The organism is Parabacteroides sp. APC149_11_2_Y6 (assembly GCF_054506995.1).
Window position 1 is genome coordinate 1015689 of record NZ_CP173709.1, and the last position, 24152, is coordinate 1039840.

Sequence of the window (24152 nt, forward strand, 5' to 3'; positions counted from 1 at the left end):
TTTATCATGTTCTGCTAAATACCAACCTTATGGAGAAAATATCCAAGCATTATTTTTCACTTCCGGATGTACTTGTACTCCAATAAGTGGTTTCTCCCAAGAAACCCTTCTTTTACCATTCCGTGTGTTTTCCGGGAGCATCAATCCATTTCTGAATTGTAAGATAGTTTTTGGGGATTCATAGTTATGGTTTTCGAAAATCATAACTATGAATTTGAAAAAACATAGTTATGAATTGAAAAAACATAGTATGAAAAAATAAAAAACTTAGTTCTATGTAGACTAAGTTAAAACACTACAAATATATAAACAAATTGCCATATATTAGCTATGTAAATGCCTGATATTTAATAATAAATACTTATATAGGAAACTGCTGTGCCCTGAAAATATATGATTGATAACGCCTTTCAGAGATTGCTGTTTTTGAAATTCTGCCTTATTTTTAACTTAGTCTACATAGAACTTATATCCTTTATAAAAAGATACTGCTGATTTAAAAAGTCTTAGATGATTATGGAAACAAAATAGATTCTATGTTTAATAGGTTGATAGTATGACTAGGGTAATAATGGCACGAACTACTAAATATAAATAATATGGAAACAAAACTACAGGTACTCGCAGCAAGTATATATCTGCTTGCTGCCGTATTGCTGACATCCTGTACGACAGAATTGGACAAGACAGACCGTATTCCCACAGATGGAACAGGCAGTGCGAACAGACGGGAGATATTACTTTCCTTTAAGAACAAACTCACAGTAAAAACAACCAAAGCGGAGACTCAAGCTACAACTAAAGCGGATGCCCCCATTGCCACCGAAGCAGAGAATGAGATTGTAACCCTCGATGTATATGTATTCGGAGCTAAAGCTGAAGGCGATGCTTATACCTTCCGCGAACGCTTTGCCTACCGTCAGGACGGCTCGGCTCTTCCGGCAGGAGCAAAAGAACTTAACCTTACACCAAGTACGGATAATGCCACTACTACCGCATTACTGGAACTACAAAAAGGACTGTTTGTTCGCCTTTATTGCATTGCTAACCAAACGGAACTGATTAATCCGGTAGATGGAAATCCGGTAGCAAATACTTATTTCGCGCCGCTTACTTATGATATGGAGACAGGCATTCTGAATGACGGAACCCCTTCCGAAGAGGATTTCTGCAAATTCCACTCTCCTCTATTAACCGCTGCTTCCGAGGCATTAGGTTTGCCTCTTCCTATGATCGGCGCACAAACAACTCCTATCGACTTAACGGATTTCGGTTCTTCTGCACGTGTACAGGTAGGGTTTAAAATGACCCGTACAATGGCTCGCTTTGATGTTAGCAATAAGGAAAACGAATCTAAATTCCATCTGGAATCTATCTCGATGGGAAACGGACGGAAAGGAGTTTCCTTCTTTCCCGTCAAAGTATATGGCACGTCTCCTGCAGCGGATGATGATTTAATTACCTATCCTAAAAGTATTTTTGAAGGAGATAAAGCGAATGAAGGCTTACAGGTATCGGCTTTCTACTGTTACCCCAGTCCATCGGAAGATAAAGGCTATCTCATATTGAATGGTACCTACCGGATAAACAAAACAGAGGCAAAAGAAGTATCTTACCATATCCCATTTGTTCAACCAACAGCCGACGGCGGTTCTGTCAAATTGGAAATCAATGCCAACCACCGGTATACTATAGGTATCACAAAAGCAGATGAATATCACCTGGATTTTACGCTGGATGTGGACGAATGGGATGAGGGCGGCAATATCGACAACTACGACCCGAACGCAGGAACAGACGGTAGTATTACATTGGAAACCCCGGAAGCCTTTAAAGATAAAACGACTTATGATGCTGATACCCGTACTGTTACCATGACAATGGAAACCGGTAGCAACTTCGACCTTACCCTGAACAATAATGCTCCTTTGACCGTACAGAAAACCTATGAAGGCGGATTGAATGCACAACAGTATGACTGGCTCGAAGTAGGCGGACCGGTAGAAACAACTACTAAAGCTGCAACGGCGGGTTTCCAGTATAAATTCAGCCTGAAAGCCGATTATACCAAGAAACAGTATCCCAAAGCTATTTTACGTTTTACAGATACGATGAGCGGGAATGAAACAGTTGTTTTCATTATATCTGACTTTCAGGCTCCAACGCTATCCACTCCTGCTTCTGCCTCACTCAATGCAGAAGCGGATAGTAATATTCCATCCATAACAATTGCAGGAAATTGTGTAGGAGGCTCTATTATAAGCGGTCCGGAGTGGCTGACTTTTGACAAGACGGAATGTACCGCCGACGATTTCTCCTATACCGTAACGCTTGACCCCTCCAAAGAAGGTTTTCCGACAACAGTACCCACAAACCAAACCATTCAAATTATTAATAGCATGGCGGATGACAAAAAAGTACCTGTTACTGTAAGTTTCAGCGAACCAGCCCCTTGGTTGGCAGATGATATTACCGAACAGGACGAATACAATCCCTCTTATGGATATCGTGTAGGAACCGGCGGAAAAACAATGACCGTATCATTCTACAGCATGTTTACAGCTCCGGAACTGTCTACTACCTATGACAATTCATATTGTTCTTCTTTAAATGGAGGCGATGTTTGGCTAAATGGCTCTAAACTTGAAAAGACAGAGATAGAAAATAACCGCCGCAAATATACATACCATATTGTTGTCAATGAATCGACCGGAACCGATGCCGAATACCAGCTCCATAAAGCGACAGTAAATATTAAACATAAAGGAAGCAGTATTAAATCTTATACCATCTGGCGGGGAGCTTCTTATTATGGTCATCCGGCAGGAGGTGGTAGTCCGTACTATACAGCAATCAAAAAGGGTAGCTATTGGTGGGCTCCTGTTAATTTGGGTGCAAATAGTATCCCGGCCAGCGGGACGGATACTGACGGGATTGGTTATCTTTACCAATGGGGGCGTAGGGATTATACATTGCGAGGAGGCCCTGTTCAAAATGGTCCCCAAAGTAGTTCGACTCCTGATAATAATGTATTTTACAAAGGTAAAGATTGGATAACTCCTGAGGATGCAAGCCTTTGGCAAAATGGGAAGAATGATCCCTGTCCTTCGGGTTGGCGTGTCCCGACTGAAAATGAATTTAAAACGTTAGGAACGGGGGAATATGCCGGTGGGTTGCTGAAAATCAATGCAGATGCAAATTGTCCGCAAATAATTTTGCCGGCAGGAGGCGGACGTAGCTATGTAGATGGCTTAAATTCTTATTTTGGGGGGAAGGGACGTTATTGGTCTTCGACTCCATCGAGGGAAGTCTTTTTTAATAGTGGAACAATCTTTTTTCAGAGTTCCCCGCGTGGAGAAGGTTTTGCTGTCCGGTGCATTCGGGATTAAAAGCTGTTTTTTTATCTTTGCTAAAAGACGAAAAGCGCCACCGACCTGTATTTTTCAGGTGGATGGCGCTTTTGCCACTAGTGGTTATTGTTTGTTATTGCAATCTAACCAATCTATAAACTAATTGCTGGATAGCTTCCTGGTAGTCGTCGAGGACTGACTGTGAGAATGCTTCAGGGAATAAATCTCTGTGTTTTTCTACATATTGGTAGAAATCAGTAGCATGCTTAACGATGTCGACCGGTGTTTTTGTTTCGGGAATCGTAATTTGCAAATTTCCGACAAGTGAAATAGTTGTTTCGGTAACACGGTCTAATACATCGGTCAGGGAGCCGATAGCTTCATCCAAAGACATATGTTTGGCATAACTGCCTGCCCCTGTTACACTCCAGTGGAAAAGTTTCAAACTGTTGTTAAAGGCGAAAAGTTGTCCTACAAACATTGCAATTTCTTTATTGGAAGATTGCATTGTTGCCTGTTCTGATTTTTTTACTGATGTTGTACTCATACTCATTTTAGTTTTGTATTTTCTGTTTGCGTAGTTAGAACAACACACCCTGCAAGAAAGTTTATAAAAAATCATGCTGTTTTACTACGAACTTTTTTCTTGCCTGCTTTGTTCCCTTTACGTTCTTATTTATGGTATTTATGTCGTAAATGAAGACGATTCGACAAAGGTTCTCCTTTACCAGAGTGATAATGTAAGACAAAATGTCAGTTTTAAGCTTTGGTATCTGTTTTGTTGAAATATAGATAAAAATTAGAATAATAAAAAAGAATAGAAAGGAGTATAACAATATGAATTTAAACAATTTCACAATTAAATCACAAGAAGCAGTACAACAGGCTGTCCAACTTGCTGCCGAAAACGGGCAGCAAGCTATCGAAGCTGTGCACTTGCTGAAAGGTGTCATTATGACGGGTGAAAGCGTTACCAATTTCATTTTCCAGAAATTGGGCGTGAATATCCAGAATTTGAACCGGGTGGTGGATGCGCAAATCAGTTCGTTGCCGAAAGTATCCGGGGGAGAACCTTATTTGTCGAGCGAGGCAAATAACATATTACAGAAAGCAATCAGCTACTCTTCCAAGATGGGTGACCAGTATGTATCGCTGGAACCTATTATTCTTGCCTTATTTACAGAGAAGAGTACAGCTTCACAGATATTGAAAGATGCCGGGGTTACGGAAAAAGAACTTCAGCAGGCTATCGACGAGTTGCGCAAAGGTAATAAAGTGACCAGCCAGTCGGCAGAAGAAACGTATGATGCATTGGGTAAATATGCAATCAATTTAAATGAACGCGCACGTAGCGGTAAGCTCGATCCGGTTATCGGACGTGATGATGAAATACGCCGTGTGCTTCAAATCCTGAGCCGGCGTACAAAGAACAACCCGATTTTAATCGGCGAACCGGGTGTCGGTAAGACTGCGATTGCCGAAGGGCTTGCACACCGTATTGTACGTGGCGACGTACCGGAAAACCTGAAATCCAAACAAATATTCTCGTTGGATATGGGTGCCCTGATTGCAGGAGCCAAATATAAAGGAGAGTTTGAGGAACGTCTGAAAGCGGTAGTTAATGAAGTTACCAAATCGGAAGGTGAGATTATCCTCTTTATTGATGAAATCCATACATTGGTAGGAGCCGGAAAGGGAGAAGGCGCCATGGATGCTGCCAATATTTTGAAACCGGCATTGGCACGTGGTGAATTGCGTTCTATTGGAGCTACGACCTTGGATGAATACCAGAAATATTTTGAAAAGGATAAAGCGCTTGAACGCCGTTTCCAGATTGTAATGGTAGACGAACCGGATGAGTTGGATGCAATCTCTATTCTGCGTGGTCTGAAAGAGAAATACGAAAACCATCATAAGGTACGTATTAAAGATGATGCCATTATTGCTGCCGTTCAGTTGTCATCCCGTTATATTACCGACCGTTTCCTTCCCGACAAGGCTATCGACTTGATGGATGAGGCGGCAGCCCGTCTGCGTTTGCAGATAGACTCTGTGCCGGAATCCCTGGATGAAGTTTCCCGCCGTATTAAACAGTTGGAAATCGAACGTGAGGCTATCAAGCGTGAAAATGACAAGGCTAAACTGGAACAACTGAATAAGGAAATTGCAGACCTCAAAGAGGAGGAAACCAAGCAGAAAGCCCAATGGCAGAACGAAAAGGATCAGATTAACAAGATACAGCAGAATAAAATCGATATCGAGAACCTGAAGTTTGAAGCTGACAAGGCGGAACGTGAAGGCGACTATGGTAAAGTAGCCGAAATCCGTTACGGAAAAATCAAACAGAAAGAAGAAGAAATCAAGGACGTTCAGGAGAAGCTGAAAACGATGCAGGGAACTGCTGCCATGATTAAAGAAGAAGTGGACAGCGAAGATATAGCCGATGTGGTATCCCGGTGGACTGGTATCCCCGTCAGCAAAATGATGCAGAGTGAGAAAGAGAAATTGCTCCGTCTGGAATCCGAATTGCATGCCCGCGTAATCGGTCAGGAAGAAGCTATCACAGCTATTTCCGATGCAGTGCGCCGTAGTCGTGCCGGCTTGCAAGACCCGAAGCGCCCGATAGGTTCATTTATCTTCCTCGGTACCACAGGTGTCGGTAAAACGGAGTTGGCAAAGGCTTTGGCTGAATATCTGTTTGACGACGAGAATATGATGACGCGTATCGATATGAGTGAATATCAGGAAAAATTCAGCGCCACTCGTCTGATTGGAGCACCTCCGGGATATGTCGGATATGAAGAAGGTGGCCAGCTCACGGAAGCAATCCGCCGGAAACCTTATTCTGTCGTATTGTTCGATGAGATAGAAAAAGCTCACCCGGATGTATTCAATATCCTTTTGCAGGTATTGGACGATGGACGTCTGACAGATAACAAAGGGCGTGTTGTCAACTTCAAGAACACGATTATCATCATGACCAGCAATATGGGGTCTTCTTTGATTCGTGAAAACTTTGAGAAGATCACTCCTGAAAATCATGATAAGGTAGTGGATGAGACAAAGATACAGGTGTTGGAATTACTGAAAAAGACGATACGTCCGGAATTTCTGAACCGTATTGACGACATTATCATGTTTACACCGTTGAATGAAGAGGAAATCCGGCAGATTGTAACTCTTCAGTTGAATAGCGTGAAAAAGATGTTGGCTCAGAATGGCATTGCACTTAACTTTACGGATGCTGCCCTCGATCTTATCGCATCCAAGGGATATGACCCACAGTTTGGTGCCCGTCCTGTAAAACGAGTTATTCAGAAATATGTGCTGAATGAGATGTCGAAGGAAATCCTTGCCGGCAAGATAGGCAAGGAACATCCGATTACAATAGACCGGAACGGAGAGGATCTGGTGTTTAAAAACTAATAGAATCGAGTCTATATAAAGAACAGTCCGGCTGATTGTCGGGCTGTTTTTTTTATGGCATGAGGATTTTATGTATGTTTGTATATATTGTCTTGAAAATTATAGCTTATGATGTTAGATGTCAATCAGGATACCTGTATTAAATGCGGTAAGTGTGTACGGGTATGTCCTTCCGGTATTTTTACCCAACCTAAAAAGGGTGATCCAATCGGGTTGGTTCATATAGGGAGTTGTATTGTTTGCGGACATTGTGTGGATGTCTGTCCTACAGATTCCGTGCTACATAGTGATTTTACTCCGGAAAAAGTACATACAATCGATTATAGCCGGATGCCGACGCCGGAGCAGATGATGTTGCTAATCAAGTCCCGCCGTTCTAACCGGAGCCTAACCTCCAAACCAGTTCCTAAAGAAATGTTGGAGCAGATAGTAGAGGCAGCCCATTGTGCACCGACTGCTACCAATTCGCAGATGCTTTCCTTTACTGTGGTGACGGACCCACGGAAACTTCATCTGGTAAGTGATTATACGATTGGTGTTTTTACATCCCTTGCCAAACATCTGCTGAATCCGGTTGTGAAATGTATGTTGAAACCGTTTATGAAGGATGTATATAAATATGTCCCGGCATTTCAGCGGATGAAAGAAGAACACGAAGCGGGCAATGATCCCATTCTTCGGAAAGCAACGGCACTTTTGATTATTCATGCTCCCAAATCCTACCGTTTTGGAGGTGAAGACGCCAATCTGGCTTATCAGAATGCATCCTTAATGGCACAGTCTTTAGGCGTAAGCCAGATTTATATGGGCTTTGTCCTCACGGCGATCCGGCAGGAAGGAAAAGATACGTTGGCCCGGCAGCTTGGAATAGACGGAAAGATTCAGGCAGTTATGGCACTGGGGCTTCCTGCATTCAAATACCCGAAATATACGGACAGGAAAGATATTTCGGTAAATTATATAGAATAATTCTTTATTGAGTGATACTGTTTTATGAATGGGCTGTTTATTCTATAGCCCATTCTTTCATTTCATACATATCTGAATATTCTTCCCATTCCGGGTCGAGTTCGGTGTAAATGGAAATAGGCAGAAGTTCAAAAGGAGCCAAAGCCTCATTCAAACGTTCACCGAATACGCGGACTGTGCGGGTATAATATACCCAAATCCTTTCACCGCTTCCCGTATAGACTCCGGTCAGGATGGACAGTTTGTCTTTTTCCATCGCTTTCTTCAGTACTTCCTGCACTTCGTCGATTTGTTCGGCTACCGTTTCCACAGGCATGCCTTTGTCGTCGGCTTCGTATTTCCAGGTAATCTCGACCCGTTCTTTAAATTTGCCGGACTGTATAAATTCAGTCAGTTCGTCGCGTCCTGAAACTGTTATGAGTTGGCCGTTTTCATTTTCAGACAAGGCTGTGAACCATTCGTTGCTTAACTTCATGCGTATTCTTTATTAAAATGATTTTGATCAGATTCTTTTTTCTATGAAAGACAGGTTCCTGCAGAATGCTAAGTTTCAATGCATATCCGTCTTTTATCAGGAAGCAAAGGTAACAAAAAGGAATAAATATCAATTCCCTTCAACCGGACTATTGGCAAAAATACCTATCTTTGCAACAATGCAGTCTGCCGGTCTGTCGCTCATTGCAAAATGGGAGGAAAGTCCGGGCAACACAGAGCACCATACTTCTTAACGGGAAGCAGTCCGCAAGGGTTGAGTAGCGTAACAGAAAATAACCGCCGGCTTGCCGGTAAGGGTGAAAAGGTGAGGTAAAAGCTCACCGGGTTCCATAGCAATATGGAATGCCGTACGTCTTATGGGTTGTAAGGTCATGTATACCGGCGTATGTAGGATTGCTCGTCCGATGCCGGGGGGTAGACCGCTAAAGCTTACTGGCGACAGTAAGACGAGATAAATGGCAGGCGCTTCCGTGATGAACGGAAGTACAGGACCCGGCTTACAGGCAGACTGTATTTTTTATCTATTCTTATGAAGGCTTCGGATAAAAAAAAGACGGAAAAAGAAAGTCTGGGTGAACGGATAGAAGCGTTGATTACGCGGATAATACGTTTCGTCACTTACGATATTTGGCGGATTACCGAAAATGAAGTAAGCGGGCTGAGGGAGCTTTATATCAATACCATCAAGACCATTATTCTGGCTGTCCGCGGTTTTCTGAGCGAAAACCTGCAAACAAAAGCATCCGCACTTACCTATAGTACCTTATTGGCTATTGTCCCTTTGCTGGCTGTATTGGTCGGGATTGCAAAAGGGTTCGGTTTCCAGGGGACAGTCCGGCAGGAGTTAATGGATTATTTCCCCGGGCACGAGCTGGAGCTGACCAAGGCTTTTGAATTTGTGGAAAGTTATCTTGCGCAGGCTCAGGGAGGTATTATTATCGGCGTCGGTTTGATTTTGTTGTTTTATACGGTGGTCAGCCTGATTTCATCGGTAGAAGATACATTTAATGATATCTGGCAAATCCAGAAGTCCCGTCCGTTTTACCGGAAAATTACCGATTATCTGGCGTTATTTCTTATCCTGCCTGTATTGATGACGGCTTCAAGCGGTATCTCAATCTTTATTTCCACTTTACAGAATAATTCATTCCTGAGCCAGTATGTGTTTTTTACACCTGTGGTGGAATTCTTTTTGCATATCACGCCTTATTTTATCACCATATTGGTATTTACCGGATTGTATGTTTCGTTGCCGAATACGAAAGTACGGTTTATAAATGGCCTGGTTGCCGGGATAATAGCCGGATGTGCTTTCCAGTTTTTCCAGTTTATCTATATCAGCGGGCAGATTTGGGTGAGTAAATACAATGCGATTTACGGAAGTTTTGCCGCGTTGCCTTTGTTGTTGTTGTGGTTGCAGCTCTCCTGGCTGATTTGTCTTTTCGGGGCTGAGATATCTTATGCATCCCAGAATGTGAAGAAATTCAGTTTTGAACGGGATAGCAAGAATATCAGCCGGCGTTATAAGGATTTCCTGACTTTGCTGATAGCTTCCCTCATTGTGAAAAGGTTCGTAAAAGGGGAAAAACCGTATACGGCAGACGAACTGTCGGATTCTTACCGCATACCGATTCGTATTACCACCCAGATACTTTACCTGCTTTCGGAATTAAATATTATCATCGAGGTGAATTATGGCGAAGATGCCCGTGTTGTGCATTACCAGCCAGCAATGGACGTGAACCAGATAACGGTTAGCTACCTGTTGCAGAAAATGGATGAATTTGGCTCGGAAAACTTTAAAATCGACACGAAAGGTTTGTTTAATAAAGAATGGAAAGCCTTACTGAAAACGCGTGAGGATGTGATTAAGGCTAACGATAACATCTTATTAAAAGACCTCTGAGAATGGAAATGGAAGGCGAGCAGTTGATAGTGGAGAAGCCTGATAAATGCGACCTTACCCACGGGACGGTCTGGCGGGTGATAGTCCGTTTCACATTGCCTTTGCTGGTCGGAAACCTGTTGCAGCAACTCTATAATGTAACGGATAGCATAATTGTCGGGCAGTTTTTGGGAAAAGAGGCTTTGGCCGCCGTATCGGCTACTTTTTTTATCTATTATTTTATTATTTCACTGGTGATAGGCGTCGGAAGCGGGACTACGGTTGTTGTCTCCCAGCTTTTCGGGGCAAAGCAGTATGATAGGGTACAACTTGCCTTTTCTTCCTTTTTTATCTTTATGCTTGTTGCCGGGGTTATTCTTTCCATATCCGGGATTATATTTGCCGAACCTATTTTCCGTCTGACCAATACGCCGGAAGAGGTGATACCGGGGGCTGTCGCTTATTTCAAGATATATATAGGCGGGACTTTTCTTTTTGTCACATTCAATAGTGTCATTTCTATTTTGCGAGGGGTAGGCGAGTCTGTGCGGCCTATGCTGTTTATCCTTTCCACTACGGTCTTGAATATCGTCCTGGATTTGCTTTTTATCGTTGTCTTCAAATGGGGTATCGAAGGGGCGGCACGTGCTACGGTGATTGCCCAGGGGATAGGGATGTGCATTGCTTTGGCGTATGTGAATAACAAACATCCTTTATTGTCGGTGAAAAAGAAGGATATGCTGTTCGACTGGAAACTTTTTGTGGAAAGCCTGAAAATAGGTTTGCCTACCAGTGTGCAGCAATGTGCCATTGCCCTCGGATTGATGGCTCTGTTGGGTATTGTAAACAGTTTCGGGACAAATACCCTGACAGCTTATGGGGCTGCCGGTAAGGTTGATGCGATTATAACGCAGGCTGTACTGACTTTATCCGGTGCCCTTGCTGCTTTTTGCGGGCAGAATATCGGTGCCGGGCGGATAGACCGGGTGAAAACCGGACTACGTTTTACGATGCTGGTGAATATTGTGTTCGGCTTATTGACATTCTCCGCCATTTATTTTTTCGGAGAACAGATGATGCTTGCTTTTACCAAAGACCCGGATGTGATTGCTATCGGAAAAGGATACTTACTGATTGTCGGCGGATTTTTTATTGTGCATGGCGCATTGAATGTGTATAATGGCGCATTGAGAGGAGCAGGGGATACCTTGTTTCCCATGATAACCAGCTTGGTCTGTTTATGGCTGATTCGTATTCCGCTTGCTTATTATCTTAGTTCCTGGCTGGGATATTCCGGTATATGGTGGTCGATTGGCATTAGTATCAGCATCGGTTTTATTGTAACTTGTTTCTATTATAAAGCTGGTATATGGAAAAGGAAATGTGTTGTTAAATAAGAGGGGGCAGGGTTTGATTGTTCCCAAATATCTTTAAAAATGTCCCATTTTGTGGTTATGTTGTCTTAGAACTGTATGGGACACTGTTAGAATCAGGACTGTGTGTTATTTTTGTATCGAATAACGTTTTTGAAGAAGTCAGCTAATAACGGAAAAAGAACGCTCTCTACGATGAAATATGATCTCTACTATCTGATAATAGAAATAATATTGGACCTTGTTAGTTTGGTGCTGGGTGCTGTATTGATAATAAAAGCCGAGGATAACCGCTTACGGAAGATTTGGGGGATACTGGTTGTCTTTCTGGCACTCGTGATGCTCCAATGTAATTTCTTTTGGTTATATAAACTAAGGATAGGACTGGTGGAAGATAAATTCTATCTTCTGTCGGTTTCACGCATGTTGAAGTGGTATCTTGCCGCTTTTATCTTTTCTCTTTTTCCAATAGCATCTTTGCGCCCCGGATGGCTGACAACTTTACGATTGGTCATATTCATATTGCCGGTTAGTGTTATTATGGTGATCGCTTTTTGTTATCAATGGTTTAACGGGTATTTTACGACACTGACAGGTATTGGAGATGTCGTTGTGAATATCGATAAACTGGATGTACGATTGCGTTTAGGTATTTTTGCGGTGTCTATGGCGTCTCCTCTGATAAATTTTATTATCCCTTTTTGGGCAAGATGGACAGGACCTGTGCGCAGGATGAATAAACAGATGTATGTATATTGTGCATGCTATATAGTAACTTTTTTGCTTTATATATTGCTGACTCTTTTCCCTTCCGGATTGATTTTTAATATGTATGGTTATGTGATAGAGGTCTTGCCGGTAGTTTTTACTATTATGTATTTAAAGAATGAAAATCCATTCTCATATCCGGCTGAAGCTATGAGTGTGAAACCGGATGAGGAAGAGGATAAAGTATCTCCGGCTGTTTCTCCGGCTGTTTACAAGCTTTATGAAATCATGACGGAATATATGGTAGCGGAGAAGCCGTTTACTTCGGCAGAATATACCATACAGGAATTGGCGAATCAACTGAGTGCAAAACAAAGCCTGGTAATAAAAGCGATTCAATATGGAGGATTTACCGGATTCCGGGAATATATTAACTATTTACGGTTGGAATATTTTAAGCAGTTGGCAACTTGTTCGCCGGGAACTTCAATCAAGACGTTGATGTTCCATAGCGGGTTTAATTCCCGTTCCAGTTTTTACCGCCATTTTGCGGAGAAAGAAAAGATGTCTCCTAAAGAATTTATAGAAAAACTGCCTGTGGAAAAAGAGTGAGGAGGGCTATAAGGAAGGTTATTCCGGTATGGATTATGTCGATTCGGGTCGGCTTAATTCATACCGGATTTTTTTATTTATTTGAATTGCATCATCTTGCTGATATATTTCCCGACGATGTCGAATTCCAGATTGACAACCGAGCCTTTCTCTATTTGGCAGAAGTTGGTATGGTCGTGTGTATAAGGGATAATTGCCACCTGGAAACTGTTTTTCTGTGAGTTGCAAACCGTGAGGCTTACACCGTTTACGCAAACAGAACCTTTTTCCACGGTCATATATCCCTGTTGCGCCATTTCTTTGTCAAAAGGATATTCAAAGGTATAATACCAGCTGCCGTTGGCATCCTCCACGCTTGTGCAGACCGCCGTCTGGTCTACGTGTCCCTGTACGATATGCCCGTCCAATCGGCCGTTCATTATCATGCTGCGTTCCAGATTAACGAGTGAGCCGGGCTTTAAAAGGCCCAGATTGGAGCGTTCCAGTGTTTCTCTCATGGCTGTTGTAGTGAACGTATTCCCTTCTTTACGGACGACTGTCAGGCAAACGCCGTTGTGGGCAACACTCTGGTCAATTTTCAACTCATCGACAAACGAACATTCCATTGTGATATGGATATTGTCTTTGTCCTGTTCTATTGCAACAACTTTAGCTGTTTCTTCTATAATACCTGAAAACATAAGATTGTGTTTTATCGTTATCAACACCAAAGGTAAGGAATAAAAATGAGACCAAGAGCAGAGTGCGGAGAGAAGGTTGTAAAAAAGAGGTTTAAGTTTATTTCATCATCCTTTCACTGTCATTCTGCCGACTATATTATGACGGGGGCATTATTGGATGGCTTCTATCTTATTTTTATATTTTTCCCATCCGGCAGCCTTCTTATATTTGTCTACCGAACCAGATGGTACTGTTATCTTGAAATCAGTGGGTAGGTTAGCGCCTAAAGGATTAGGATTATAACCATCATAGGTAAATGTTGGAGGATTTGCAGCCTTACATTGCAATTTTTTCAAGGCGGTGCAGTTCAAAAAAACACTTCCACCTATATTTGTCAAAGTACTGGGTAATGTAATCTCCTCTATCCTGCTACATCCATAAAAAACATTAGCGTCCAAACTTCTCAGCTTCCCCTCCTCTATTGTTATAGTTTCTAAACCAGAGCAATTATAGAATGCACCCCAACCGAGACTTTCTACCGATGCCGGAACATTAATATTCTTTAATGAACTACATTCGGCGAAAACGGATAGAGGTAAAGCATTTACTTTATTTCCTATTTTGATATCGGATAATCCAGAGCAATTAGAAAAGGCAGCATCACCGATATTAACCAACCTTTCCGGTAGATTCACAGTGGATAATGCTTTACAACTAGAAAAAGCATTATTACCGACCTCTGTCAAACTTTCCGGTAGCTTCACAGTCGTCAGAATCTTATTGTCAGAAAACTGCCCATCGGGAATAGCATTTCCCTCCAAGGTCGCATCTTCCAGGTCTATCTCCTTTAGTGAATTTAACTCTTTGATTTTATCCATATGATCCGACGTTAATGTTCCACTGACTTTCAGTTTCTCCACATCGGGGCGTTTACCCAACATGGCTATCAGGTTATCGGCATTGCAATAGAAATAATCGGAAGCTATCGTGCGGATGGGGAGGGCATTCATTCCACTGCCGTCAGAAACTAGAATAATTGTCTCCACAGGGCCTGCCCATTCCGGATGGCTACTACAGTCTGACACTGATGGGGAAGTGATGTTGATGTGACTATTTGCTCTGTCCAAAGTAGCCAACCAGCCTGTAGGGGCAATCACAACAATGGTGGAACCGGAGTTCAATCCGGAGTAGGTGAAGGTGGCTGTTTGACCGTATGCTATTGACCTTATATATTCATCTTCTACTGTCTGACCATCGGGATCTGTTATAACCAGAGACAGTGCAGCATTATAGCGTGGAACGGTTATTTTTTGTCCTGACACTTCAAATATGACATAGCCAAAGTTGGTATTATCTATTATTTCAATAGACGAGCCAGTATTGGTATCGCCTTTGTCGCCGGGCACTTTACTCCATGTCTTTCCATTATCAACCGAGAGATAGAGGGCGTCATCCTGCCATGTGCCGGCGATAGAAGCTTCTGTTAGTTGGCGACCGGTTTTCAGTTGTGGCGTGACAGGGTTTCCGTTAGCACGAATCGGTTCTCCGTTGGCATCGGTCACCAGGGAGCCGTTCAGCGTCCAGTACCAGTTACCGTCCTCTTCTTGTTTCAGGCTGATGAGTGAAATACCTTTCTGACTATTCAACAGGGTGATGGTTCCATACTTTTTAAAAGTAATAGTATATCCCTTTTGGGTGCCGCCCTCCATGACGGGAACGATAGAAAGAATATAGTCGCTCTCATCGGTTATTGCCTTCAAAATAGCGATTTCATCACTGGCTTGTTTCTGCCATGTTTCCAGCGCGGTAATGCGCTCTTCCTGTTTCCTGATGGCATCCCAAATGGCTTCATCATTATACTTACAGCCGGCCAGTGACAGTATTGCGATGGCAATCAGAAGTAGGTTCTTTGTTTTCATCTCTTGTATTGTTTAATTATGAATTTGCCTAAATATCCGTTTTCCATCCGAACCATTCTTCCCAAATTACAATTTGAGAACTCTTTTTTACCATGAAAAATAAGCAATTGATAGAAATACCTCTATCCGGAAGAAAAATGATAAGAATACCTATGCCGGTTACCGGGCACTGTTCTTGCGGAAGAGCGCGGGGGAAAGGCCGGTTTTGGTTTTGAAAAGACGGTAGAATGTTTGCTGGCTCCTGAAACCGGCGGAGAAAGCAATGTCGAGGATGGTCGCACAGTCGGCCGAATCGGACAGCCGTTCGATAACTTCATGCAGTCGGAAGTCGTTAATATACTGGTTGAAATTTTGGTTCTGGATGAGATTGATTACTCTCGAAAGGGTATTGCGGTGTACATCGAGCCGGGTTGCCATCGAGTCGAGCGTCAGGTCGGGATCGCGGTAAAGGTGTTCCTCTTTCAGTAAAACATGCACCCTGTGCATCAACAGACGGTCGTCGTCGGCAACAGGCAACGGTAACTCTCCGGCCGTCTGCTTCCGGGCCCATTCGCGGCTACGCTCTACCAAGATACGGTAAGCGCTCCGTTTCTGCCGGTAGAACATCCATAATACAAGCAATCCGGCAGCAAGCAACACGCAGCCGCCTGTAATCCATCCCAGCAACCGGCGTTGCACGGCGATCCGGTGGGCTGCCGTCTCCTCCCGTTGTGCAGCCACCTCCTGTTCCGCCCGGAGCACTACCTGTGTATTGAACCGTTCTTCCCGCCGGTGACGGACAGCAGTAGCCGAATCGAGGTAAGCCTGAAACAACGGCATATCGTTCTTCTCTGCATAATACTTATACATCAACGGATACAACCGGAGATAAACGGGATTGTCGGCTCCGGTCTTCCCTTTATGCAGGTAGACAAGGGCCGAGTCGATCATGGCTTTTACCTGCGCCGGGTCTTTTTTAGCCTGATACACTTCGCCCAGTCCGGTGAAGATCGTGGCGGCCAGGGTATGGTTCCCTTCCTTGCGGGCAAAGTCGGCGGCATTACGGTAATAATCGGCCGCGTTATCGTACGATCCCCGCAAATACAGGTTATACCCCAGTTCGACCAAAGCCAGATGATCATAATAGGGACGGAACTTGATCATATCGCGGCTGGTTATAATGGAACGGAAATAGTAATCGGACGAGTCGAGCTGCTGCTCCGTACGGAAATAGTTGCCCAACTCCACACGGGCGCGGATATTGGAACGGTCGAAAAAGAAACGGGTCGTATCGACCAGCGCTTCGCGAAGGTAAGAGAGCGCACGGGGATAATCGCGGAAATCCATATAGGCCCGTCCCAGATGGAAAAACATTTCCCGCCGCTCGGAATATTGCCGGTCGGTCAGTTTATTGAGTTCCTCCACGACACAGGGGGCGAAAGCAAAGGCATAGGCATAATGCCCGGTGCGATAGTTGGATATAAAATCGAAGTTCATCGCCCGTATCCGGGATACGGCATCGCCTTCTTTTCCGGCCCGCACGGCAACTTCCCTGACAATCCGGTTGCAGACCTGCAAAAGGCTGTCTTTATAATAATCGAGTACCGAAACTTTCATCAGGTCTGCTTCGTTGGCCAGTGCTTTACTCTTATAGCGGCGGGCGGCATCACGCATACGCTCCACTTCTTTTTCCGCTTCTTCCAGGCTCATATAGGAGACATAATCATGGTAATAATAGTATAATTCGTCCGGCAAAGCGGCATATCCTTCGGTGGCATACCGGTAAAACAATGTATCGGCATTAAACAGGTACTTGCTCCGGTCTTCCTCGCTCTTTTCGCGAACCTGATACAGGTGGTGCATCGGGTTGTCGTACATATGCAACAACAATGTGTCGGGAACAGCGGCAAAGGCTGTTGCTCCGAGTATGAAAAACAGAATACAAAACAAGGTTCTTCGGGACATTGTCGTTACTATTAATAAAAGTGTATTCTTATATTCCCATGTAAAGTTGGCATAATATCACAGATAATCCAAAAAAACATTAGTTTTTTATATCTGAATTGGATGTAAGCTATGAATATCAAGGTTGTTGTTTTAATTCAATCTATCTGTTAGTATACAAAAAATCACTATATTTGTTATTTATTAGATAATACAAAAACAAAAATAATATGGAAGTTGATAAAGTAGACCGGTTTTTGCTGGCTAATGAGAGTAAATTTCCCGATTATGAGATACCGATTCACCGTCTGATCGATTTGCCGCCGGAAAAAGAGGCGCTTTTAGAGCATACGAATTTCTTTCGTCCGGGAAGGATTTGGCTTGCTTCCTTTTTCCTTGGGGTTATAGGATTAGACCGTTTCCTGATAGGAGATTGGGGTAAAGGTATTTGCAAACTGCTTACGGCCGGAGGCCTGGGTATCTGGTATATTATCGATTGGTTTTTGATTATAGGGGTTGCCAAAAGAAAGAATATGGAGAAACTGGAAAAGATAGTGGAGCCGTAAAACCTGCTAAAAACAATATAAATGATTCATCCTGCCTGGTGTGACTGTTGGTGAAAATGCCATTGTTGCAGCCGGAGCAGTAGTAACGAAAGATGTCGTGGATAATGCTATTGTTGGCGGTGTACCTGCAAAATTTATTAGAAATATAGAAAATAGAGCAGTTGTAAATAAATAGAGGCAGAACAATGTTCCGCCTCTATTTTATTCAGTTATAATTGATTTTAATCAACTTATTTTGCTTGTTCCAACTGCAATGTTTTAGTAGGCTGGTCGCAAACTTCAGTCGGACCGAAGTACTGGATAGGACCCGGATACACATAGCTTGTTGTTTCAGCCCATTCGTCACGCTGGGCAGCGAATGCTTTGAAAGGAGCGCCGTCCAGCTTAACCAATGCTTTCTGGATAACCGGTTTCATTTCGCCGTGGCGTTTTTCCATGTTCATCATCATAGTTACAGGGATACCGCCTGCAATCCATTCGTTGGCCGGAGCTGTAGTGTTACGTACAGAAGACATATAACCTGTTTTGCCGGCAGCAATCAGGCAAGAAGCCGTATAACCTAAAGAATAGCAGTAGTCTGCATCATAGTTAGACGGAGCTGCGCAACGTCCTTCGTAGCCGAAGAAGTGATGCTGGGCAGAGAATTTACCGGTATATTTGCCTTCGGCTTTCCATTCTGCAAGTTTCTTGCCAACCATTTCAGACAATAACTTTTCTGTTTCGATCAAAGAAACCTGAACGTTTCCGTGCGGGTCGCGATCCAAAGACAACTGGCGGGCTACACCTTCAGGAAGAGAAGCATACAGGTCGGAGTTTTCTTTTGTCAGTTTGCTGATGATATAAGCGCGCTGTTCGCTCTTCTTAATCATCTTGAATTCTGCATCGTGTTTAGCCAGGAAGTCGTTCAATTCAGCAATCAGGCGTTTCATAGCCGGAACAAATTCGATCAGGCCTTCGGGAATCAATACGGTACCGAAGTTGTTGCCTTTAGCTGCACGTTTAGCAACGATCTCAGCGATATATGTTACGATGTCGTCCAGCGACATGTTCTTCGCTTCAACTTCTTCAGAGATGATACAGATGTTCGGCTGAGTCTGCAAAGCACATTCCAGTGCAATGTGAGAAGCTGAACGTCCCATCAATTTGATGAAGTGCCAGTATTTCTGGGCAGAGTTACAGTCGCGTTGGATATTGCCGATTACTTCTGAATAAACTTTACAAGCCGTGTCGAAACCGAAAGAAGTTTCAATCTGTTCGTTTTTCAAGTCACCGTCGATAGTCTTCGGGCAACCGATAACCTGGACACCTGCACCGATCGCTTTGTAATATTCAGCCAATACGCAAGCGTTTGTGTTAGAGTCGTCACCGCCGATAATAACCAACGCTTTGATGTCAAGTTCTTTCAGGATTTCAAGACCTTTGTCGAACTGGGATTTTTCTTCCAGTTTAGTACGGCCTGAACCGATCATATCAAAACCACCGGTGTTACGGTATTCGTCGATAATGTCGGCAGTCAATTCCATATATTTATGATCAACCAGACCACCGGGTCCCAGGATGAATCCGTACAGGCGGGATGCTGCGTTGTGAGCCTTGATACCGTCGAACAAGCCTGCAATCACGTTGTGACCGCCGGGAGCCTGGCCACCGGAAAGGATTACACCAACATTCATTGCCGGCATTTCTTTCTTTTCGTTGCTTTTTTCGAAAGTAACGATAGGCATCCCGTACGTGTTGGGGAATAACTCCTTGATTTCTTCCTGATTGGCTACTGATTGTGTATATTCACCGTCTACGGCTTTTACAGCGCCTTTCAATGCAGCGGGTACCTTGGGTTGGTAAGCTGCTCTTGCAATTTGTAGTGCACTCTTTGTCATTTCTTAATTTGAATTTATTTAGAAATTATCTGATTCCTGATTAAAGGCGGTGCAAATATAGATTTTTTTCTTTAATTATGAAAGGATATTTTGCCATAGAACGATAAATCAGTTCTTGATTTTGAGCGGGAGTTTTCCTATTTGACATTTATATGGGTATTTCTGACAAAATGATAAAATACCCCTGTTATGCTTTTAGTATACGGGTACGTATGCAGGAGGGGTTGCGAATATGCTGCTTATGCGGAGATGAGATTTATTAGTTTGTTGATATATATTACAAAATACTTACTAATTAACAAGGTGAAAAAATGTTTTTTTAGGCACAGATTACACGGAAAACACGGATTAATAAAAGTATAACATGTATTTAATCCGTGTTTTCCGTGTAATCCGTGCCTAATCATACTGTTGAGTTTGGTGGAATATGGTAATCAATTTGATATCTGTATTAAGTTCGGTTTACCGACTATTCCAGAGCCGCGTCCCTGCTCAGTAACATCAAAAAACGAAACATATATGCTTTGAAATCGAAACATATATGTTTTAAAGTTAAAATATAGGTGTTTTGCCGCGCAGATTATTGCTTTTTTATGCGCAGATAGTTGGAATTAGTACCGCTACTAATTGGAATTACCCTTAGGGAATATGGAAATAGGTTCCGGATAAGGTAGAAAAAGCTCACTTTTAGTCCATAAAAGGGCCCGGTTTTCCCTGGAATGCCTTCAGGATATAAAGTATAAGTCAGGATAAAAGGGTTTATTCTGACTTATTGTTTTTTATTTGGACGGAAAGCTATCTTATTGAAAATGGAAGCGGGGAGGGGTTCTCCCGGAGGAATTTACGATTCGTGAAGCTTTTTGTAGTTATCGATTGCTTTCTTTACGGAGCCGGCTACAAGCAGGAGGTTATGGGCTTGCTCGTAGGAGACTCCCAGTTCGTCTACAATCATGCGGGTTCCGCGGTCTATCAACTTCTTGTTCGTAAGCTGCATGTTTACCATTTTGTTCCCTTTTACCCGTCCCAGCTTTATCATTGCTGTGGTAGATATCATATTAAGTATCATCTTCTGCCCGGTGCCGGACTTCATCCGGGAGCTTCCGGTAACAAATTCCGGGCCTACAATCATTTCAATGGGAATATCAGCTTCCGCCGCCATTGGCGAATCCGGGTTACTGGTGATGCAAGCTGTCAGGATACCGTTTCTACGCGCTTCCTTTAAAGCCCCAATCACATACGGGGTGGTTCCGGAAGCGGCAATACCGATTACGGTATCTTTTTCATTGATGTTGTGTTGCTGTAGTTCCTGCCATCCGCGTTGCTGGTCGTCTTCCGCATTTTCGACGGCAGAACGGAGTGCCGTGTCGCCTCCGGCAATCAGCCCGATGATGTAAGTAGGAGGGATTCCGAATGTAGGGGGAATCTCCGAGGCGTCCAATACCCCTAATCTGCCGCTGGTACCTGCTCCCATATAGAAAATACGCCCGCCTTGTTGCATCTTGGGAACAATCAGCTCGACCAGCTTCTCTATTTGTGGGATGGTCTTTTGTACAGCCAGGGCAACCTTTTGGTCTTCCGTATTGATATCATCCAGAAGTTCGCGGACGGACTTCTTTTCCAAATCGTTATATAAAGAAGGTTCTTCTGATATTTTAATGAATGGCATAATCGTTCGGTTTAAAGAATTACACAATTTCAGTTTGCAATGAATGGTAGGATATGAGCCCTTCCATAGGACTTTGGATAATCTTACCGATACGGATGCCTGTATTCCCGGCAGCTTCGGATAATATATCTTTGTAGTGGTATGCAATGGAACCGGCAAAACTCACAGCGTAATTATGGTAATCGTATCCCAGTACATTCCGTGTGATAAAGTCTGTAAAGCTGCTGAGTACAAGCTGGTGTATCTTGGGTTCGTCTATATGCTCCGCAAGGAACGGGGAAAGGCTTGCCAGGAAACGGTTCGGGAATGGTTGGCGGTATACCCGTTCGATAATGTCTCCGGGAGTAAGGTTATATTGTTTCAGGAACTTGTCTTTCAGCTCCTGCCCCATCATCCCTTTCAACAAGTCGCCTACTAGGCGTTTGCCTAATACGGCGCCGCTTCCTTCGTCCCCGAGGATGAATCCTAAGGGGGAGACATTGTCTACAATGTTTTTGCCATCATAAAAGCAAGCATTGGAGCCGGTACCCAGGATACAGGCAATGCCGGCCTTTCGCCCGCATACACTGCGGGCGGCGGCTAAAAGGTCGGTGTTGACTTCCACACGGGTTACGTTTGTATGCTGTATGATGACATTACGGACCACTTCAACCTTATCGACAGTACATCCGGCTCCGTAAAAGTAAATGGCTTCTAATGCGCTATTTCCCAGTTGGGGCAACAAGACTTCGGAAATCTCTTTTCCGATTTCTTCTTCCGACTGGAAATATGGATTCATACCTTTTGTCTTTATCGAACGAGTTAATTTACCCTGCTGGATTACGCTCCAATCTGTTTTTGTAGAGCCACTATCTGCTATTAATATCATATGTTTAATTTCCTTTCCATTCCAATACCCCTATTTCTCCTCCGGCAGAGGTAAACACTACTTTGTGACGGGACAGGGGGTAGACTGTGTTTATTAAAGAACTTCCTATTCTGTGCTTCCACAGGACTTTGCCTGTTTTTGAATCGAGTGCAAATATAAGTCCGTTTTTTGTACTTCCAAACACTGCATTTCCTTTCTCTTCAATCATGGAGGGGGCAAACTCGTAGCCAAAGCCTGCATTTGATGCCCATAACAGGACAGGCTGGTTTCCTTGGGTTGAAAAACAAACGATGGTATCATTCATCGTTTTTGCATAAACCCGCTGTTTGTCAACAGAAAGGCCGATAGTCTCGCGCACTTTGGCTTCGTGGGTACGCCAGATGGTTTCTCCGGTTTGCAGGTCGATGGCTGTCATTGCACGCTGAGGGTCTACAATGAATACTTTTTCTCCTACGGCAACAGGCCATACGGCGGCAGGGGAGAAGTGCATGCGGGTTAACCCGCCTGTCCATTTCCAAAGGTTTTTGCCATTGGTTTTATCTAAGGCGTATAAAGTATTGTCCCATGCGCCGAATACAACTTTATCGGATGTTACCAGCGGACGTGTTTCCACATAGCCTTTAACTCCGGTATAGGCCCAGATAACTTTTCCTGTTTTTATATCGATAGCACGGAAAGTATGGTCGCTGGCTCCGATATAGGCAATTCCTTTTTCAATGGTTACGGCGCCGAGAACCGGTTCGGTAGCTGCTGCTATCCATTTTTCTTTACCGCTTGCAGCATCCAGGGCATATATGTTTTTGTCGGCGGAACCAAAGACAATGATACCGTTTTCAACAGCGGGAGTCCCGATGATGCGGTTGCCTGTTTGGTAAGACCATTTCTTCTTTCCGTCTTTTACGTTATAGCAGGTCAGTACGCCTAATCCGTCTCCCACATAAAGATTGTTTTTATAAACAACGGGAGAGGCATAGATACCGGCTCCGGTTTGGAGTATCCAGTCCTCTTTCACTTGGCTGTATTCCTGATTGACGGAGAAGTCCGGGCGTTTGTCTATTAGCTTGTCTTCTTCATAATATTTAGCTTGCATAGACAAGGATGCCCATTCCTTCTTTTCTTCCCCGATTCTTTGTTCGTAGACGAAAAGGGAGTCGGGAGTGATTTCAAAAATAGAATATCCTCCGACATTATCGCTTGCCCGTAAATTGCTGCGGCTTAAGATGCCCGGTATTCCATCATATGAAAGAAAACGGTTGCTGTGGTAATGTCCTCCCAATACAACGCGAATGTTATAAGGACGGACGGCATCTGTCAAGTCATACCAGTTGTCTACATCTCCTTCCTGTAGCGGAAAGTGGGTGACCAGTATGACGGGCTTTTCTTTTCCTGCATTCTTTAACTCGCCTTTAAGCCAGGTAATGTCTTGAGGCGACACATGCCCGTCTGCCATGCGGAGTAAAGGACCGGTGTTGAAGCCGAGAAACAGGATGCCGTCGTGTTCGAATTTAAACCGTTCGCTACCGAATAGGTGTTCGAAGTAAGTGGCTCCGGATTCACTCCATTTGGTATCGTGGTTGCCGGGGATGATATAATATTTGACGGTAAGCCGGTCCAGGATGGATTTAGCCTTTTCCAGGGATTCACGGTCCCCTTCTTCCGTAATATCTCCGGCTACAAGTACGAAATCGATTCCCGGGGTGTTGTTGATTTGATTTACAGAATTTTGCAAATCTTCTGCCGACGTTGTTTTCGGTGTAATATGCACATCCGTTAACAAGGCGAAACGGAATTCTGCTGCCTGAAGCTGGCAAAGCAGAAAACAAAGAAATAACAGGATGGACGATTTTTTCATGGT

At 43.6% G+C, this 24152-nt stretch carries 16 protein-coding genes, 1 other RNA gene and 1 pseudogene; 9 read left to right on the forward strand and 9 right to left on the reverse strand.

Features of this window, described 5'->3' with window-relative positions:
• Nucleotides 1-599 precede the first annotated feature (599 nt).
• Nucleotides 600-3389, forward strand: coding sequence for a fibrobacter succinogenes major paralogous domain-containing protein (locus ACGE0T_RS04160; RefSeq protein WP_459189280.1), 2790 nt, complete (start codon nucleotides 600-602; stop codon nucleotides 3387-3389).
• Nucleotides 3390-3483: 94 nt separating this feature from the next.
• On the opposite strand, the gene ACGE0T_RS04165 is transcribed toward ACGE0T_RS04160, so the two are convergent.
• On the reverse strand, nucleotides 3484-3897 hold the full coding sequence (locus ACGE0T_RS04165; RefSeq protein WP_459189281.1) for a DUF5856 family protein: 414 nt from the start codon (nucleotides 3895-3897) through the stop codon (nucleotides 3484-3486).
• Nucleotides 3898-4187: 290 nt separating this feature from the next.
• Between ACGE0T_RS04165 and clpB the strand changes: the two genes are divergently transcribed.
• Nucleotides 4188-6776, forward strand: a complete 2589-nt coding sequence (clpB, locus tag ACGE0T_RS04170; RefSeq protein WP_459189282.1) for an ATP-dependent chaperone ClpB — start codon at nucleotides 4188-4190, stop codon at nucleotides 6774-6776.
• A 108-nt stretch (nucleotides 6777-6884) separates the two neighbouring features.
• Nucleotides 6885-7745 (forward strand): nitroreductase family protein, encoded by an 861-nt coding sequence (locus ACGE0T_RS04175; protein WP_459189283.1) that lies wholly within the window; start codon nucleotides 6885-6887, stop codon nucleotides 7743-7745.
• A 37-nt stretch (nucleotides 7746-7782) separates the two neighbouring features.
• On the opposite strand, the gene ACGE0T_RS04180 is transcribed toward ACGE0T_RS04175, so the two are convergent.
• The gene (locus tag ACGE0T_RS04180; protein WP_459189284.1) at nucleotides 7783-8220 is read right to left on the reverse strand and encodes a DUF695 domain-containing protein; all 438 of its coding nucleotides are present in this window, start codon (nucleotides 8218-8220) and stop codon (nucleotides 7783-7785) included.
• 180 nt (nucleotides 8221-8400) lie between these two features.
• Here ACGE0T_RS04180 and rnpB point away from each other — a divergent pair.
• The 4 genes from rnpB to ACGE0T_RS04200 all read left to right on the forward strand — a co-directional run bounded on the left by rnpB (nucleotide 8401) and on the right by ACGE0T_RS04200 (nucleotide 12818).
• An RNA gene (gene rnpB, locus ACGE0T_RS04185) (RNase P RNA component class A) lies at nucleotides 8401-8756 on the forward strand.
• A gap of 13 nt (nucleotides 8757-8769) precedes the next feature.
• Complete coding sequence (locus ACGE0T_RS04190) at nucleotides 8770-10146, forward strand: YihY/virulence factor BrkB family protein (RefSeq protein WP_459189285.1); 1377 nt, start codon at nucleotides 8770-8772, stop codon at nucleotides 10144-10146.
• 2 nt (nucleotides 10147-10148) lie between these two features.
• Complete coding sequence (locus ACGE0T_RS04195) at nucleotides 10149-11522, forward strand: MATE family efflux transporter (RefSeq protein ID WP_459189286.1); 1374 nt, start codon at nucleotides 10149-10151, stop codon at nucleotides 11520-11522.
• Between the two features lie 171 nt (nucleotides 11523-11693).
• A complete protein-coding gene (locus tag ACGE0T_RS04200) occupies nucleotides 11694-12818 on the forward strand; it encodes a helix-turn-helix domain-containing protein (RefSeq protein ID WP_459189287.1) in 1125 nt (374 codons plus the stop codon).
• Between the two features lie 77 nt (nucleotides 12819-12895).
• Here the strand turns inward: ACGE0T_RS04200 and ACGE0T_RS04205 are convergent, their stop codons facing one another.
• The 3 genes from ACGE0T_RS04205 to ACGE0T_RS04215 all read right to left on the reverse strand — a co-directional run bounded on the left by ACGE0T_RS04205 (nucleotide 12896) and on the right by ACGE0T_RS04215 (nucleotide 17341).
• Nucleotides 12896-13498 carry a riboflavin synthase gene (locus tag ACGE0T_RS04205; RefSeq protein ID WP_459189288.1) on the reverse strand — a complete coding sequence of 201 codons (603 nt, stop codon included), beginning with the start codon at nucleotides 13496-13498 and terminating at the stop codon, nucleotides 12896-12898.
• Nucleotides 13499-13648: 150 nt separating this feature from the next.
• On the reverse strand, nucleotides 13649-15397 hold the full coding sequence (locus ACGE0T_RS04210; RefSeq protein WP_459189289.1) for a leucine-rich repeat protein: 1749 nt from the start codon (nucleotides 15395-15397) through the stop codon (nucleotides 13649-13651).
• Nucleotides 15398-15556: 159 nt separating this feature from the next.
• Nucleotides 15557-17341, reverse strand: a complete 1785-nt coding sequence (locus ACGE0T_RS04215) for a helix-turn-helix domain-containing protein (protein ID WP_459189290.1) — start codon at nucleotides 17339-17341, stop codon at nucleotides 15557-15559.
• A 209-nt stretch (nucleotides 17342-17550) separates the two neighbouring features.
• On the opposite strand from ACGE0T_RS04215, the gene ACGE0T_RS04220 reads away from it, so the two are divergent.
• Together ACGE0T_RS04220 and ACGE0T_RS04225 are read left to right on the forward strand one after the other, a co-directional pair.
• The gene (locus ACGE0T_RS04220; protein ID WP_459189291.1) at nucleotides 17551-17886 is read left to right on the forward strand and encodes a TM2 domain-containing protein; all 336 of its coding nucleotides are present in this window, start codon (nucleotides 17551-17553) and stop codon (nucleotides 17884-17886) included.
• A 28-nt stretch (nucleotides 17887-17914) separates the two neighbouring features.
• Nucleotides 17915-18061 (forward strand): annotated as a pseudogene (locus tag ACGE0T_RS04225) (sugar O-acetyltransferase); the annotation flags it as partial.
• Nucleotides 18062-18116: 55 nt separating this feature from the next.
• Here ACGE0T_RS04225 and ACGE0T_RS04230 read toward each other — a convergent pair.
• From ACGE0T_RS04230 to ACGE0T_RS04245, 4 genes are all read right to left on the reverse strand, one after another.
• The gene (locus ACGE0T_RS04230; RefSeq protein ID WP_459189292.1) at nucleotides 18117-19763 is read right to left on the reverse strand and encodes a diphosphate--fructose-6-phosphate 1-phosphotransferase; all 1647 of its coding nucleotides are present in this window, start codon (nucleotides 19761-19763) and stop codon (nucleotides 18117-18119) included.
• Between the two features lie 841 nt (nucleotides 19764-20604).
• Entirely contained in the window at nucleotides 20605-21429 is an 825-nt protein-coding gene (murQ, locus tag ACGE0T_RS04235; protein WP_459189293.1) for an N-acetylmuramic acid 6-phosphate etherase, read from the reverse strand.
• A 19-nt stretch (nucleotides 21430-21448) separates the two neighbouring features.
• Nucleotides 21449-22297 carry an ATPase gene (locus tag ACGE0T_RS04240; protein ID WP_459189294.1) on the reverse strand — a complete coding sequence of 283 codons (849 nt, stop codon included), beginning with the start codon at nucleotides 22295-22297 and terminating at the stop codon, nucleotides 21449-21451.
• Nucleotides 22298-22301: 4 nt separating this feature from the next.
• Complete coding sequence (locus ACGE0T_RS04245; protein ID WP_459189295.1) at nucleotides 22302-24149, reverse strand: outer membrane protein assembly factor BamB family protein; 1848 nt, start codon at nucleotides 24147-24149, stop codon at nucleotides 22302-22304.
• Nucleotides 24150-24152 lie beyond the last annotated feature (3 nt).

Excerpts from the sequence above, each read along its gene's own strand:
- ACGE0T_RS04160 (WP_459189280.1), top strand. The coding sequence starts at position 600 with ATGGAAACAAAACTACAGGTACTCGCAGCAAGTATATATCTGCTTGCT.
- ACGE0T_RS04165 (WP_459189281.1), bottom strand. The coding sequence starts at position 3,897 with ATGAGTACAACATCAGTAAAAAAATCAGAACAGGCAACAATGCAATCT.
- clpB (WP_459189282.1), top strand. The coding sequence starts at position 4,188 with ATGAATTTAAACAATTTCACAATTAAATCACAAGAAGCAGTACAACAG.
- ACGE0T_RS04175 (WP_459189283.1), top strand. The coding sequence starts at position 6,885 with ATGATGTTAGATGTCAATCAGGATACCTGTATTAAATGCGGTAAGTGT.
- ACGE0T_RS04180 (WP_459189284.1), bottom strand. The coding sequence starts at position 8,220 with ATGAAGTTAAGCAACGAATGGTTCACAGCCTTGTCTGAAAATGAAAAC.
- ACGE0T_RS04190 (WP_459189285.1), top strand. The coding sequence starts at position 8,770 with ATGAAGGCTTCGGATAAAAAAAAGACGGAAAAAGAAAGTCTGGGTGAA.
- ACGE0T_RS04195 (WP_459189286.1), top strand. The coding sequence starts at position 10,149 with ATGGAAATGGAAGGCGAGCAGTTGATAGTGGAGAAGCCTGATAAATGC.
- ACGE0T_RS04200 (WP_459189287.1), top strand. The coding sequence starts at position 11,694 with ATGAAATATGATCTCTACTATCTGATAATAGAAATAATATTGGACCTT.
- ACGE0T_RS04205 (WP_459189288.1), bottom strand. The coding sequence starts at position 13,498 with ATGTTTTCAGGTATTATAGAAGAAACAGCTAAAGTTGTTGCAATAGAA.
- ACGE0T_RS04210 (WP_459189289.1), bottom strand. The coding sequence starts at position 15,397 with ATGAAAACAAAGAACCTACTTCTGATTGCCATCGCAATACTGTCACTG.
- ACGE0T_RS04215 (WP_459189290.1), bottom strand. The coding sequence starts at position 17,341 with ATGTCCCGAAGAACCTTGTTTTGTATTCTGTTTTTCATACTCGGAGCA.
- ACGE0T_RS04220 (WP_459189291.1), top strand. The coding sequence starts at position 17,551 with ATGGAAGTTGATAAAGTAGACCGGTTTTTGCTGGCTAATGAGAGTAAA.
- ACGE0T_RS04230 (WP_459189292.1), bottom strand. The coding sequence starts at position 19,763 with ATGACAAAGAGTGCACTACAAATTGCAAGAGCAGCTTACCAACCCAAG.
- murQ (WP_459189293.1), bottom strand. The coding sequence starts at position 21,429 with ATGCCATTCATTAAAATATCAGAAGAACCTTCTTTATATAACGATTTG.
- ACGE0T_RS04240 (WP_459189294.1), bottom strand. The coding sequence starts at position 22,297 with ATGATATTAATAGCAGATAGTGGCTCTACAAAAACAGATTGGAGCGTA.
- ACGE0T_RS04245 (WP_459189295.1), bottom strand. The coding sequence starts at position 24,149 with ATGAAAAAATCGTCCATCCTGTTATTTCTTTGTTTTCTGCTTTGCCAG.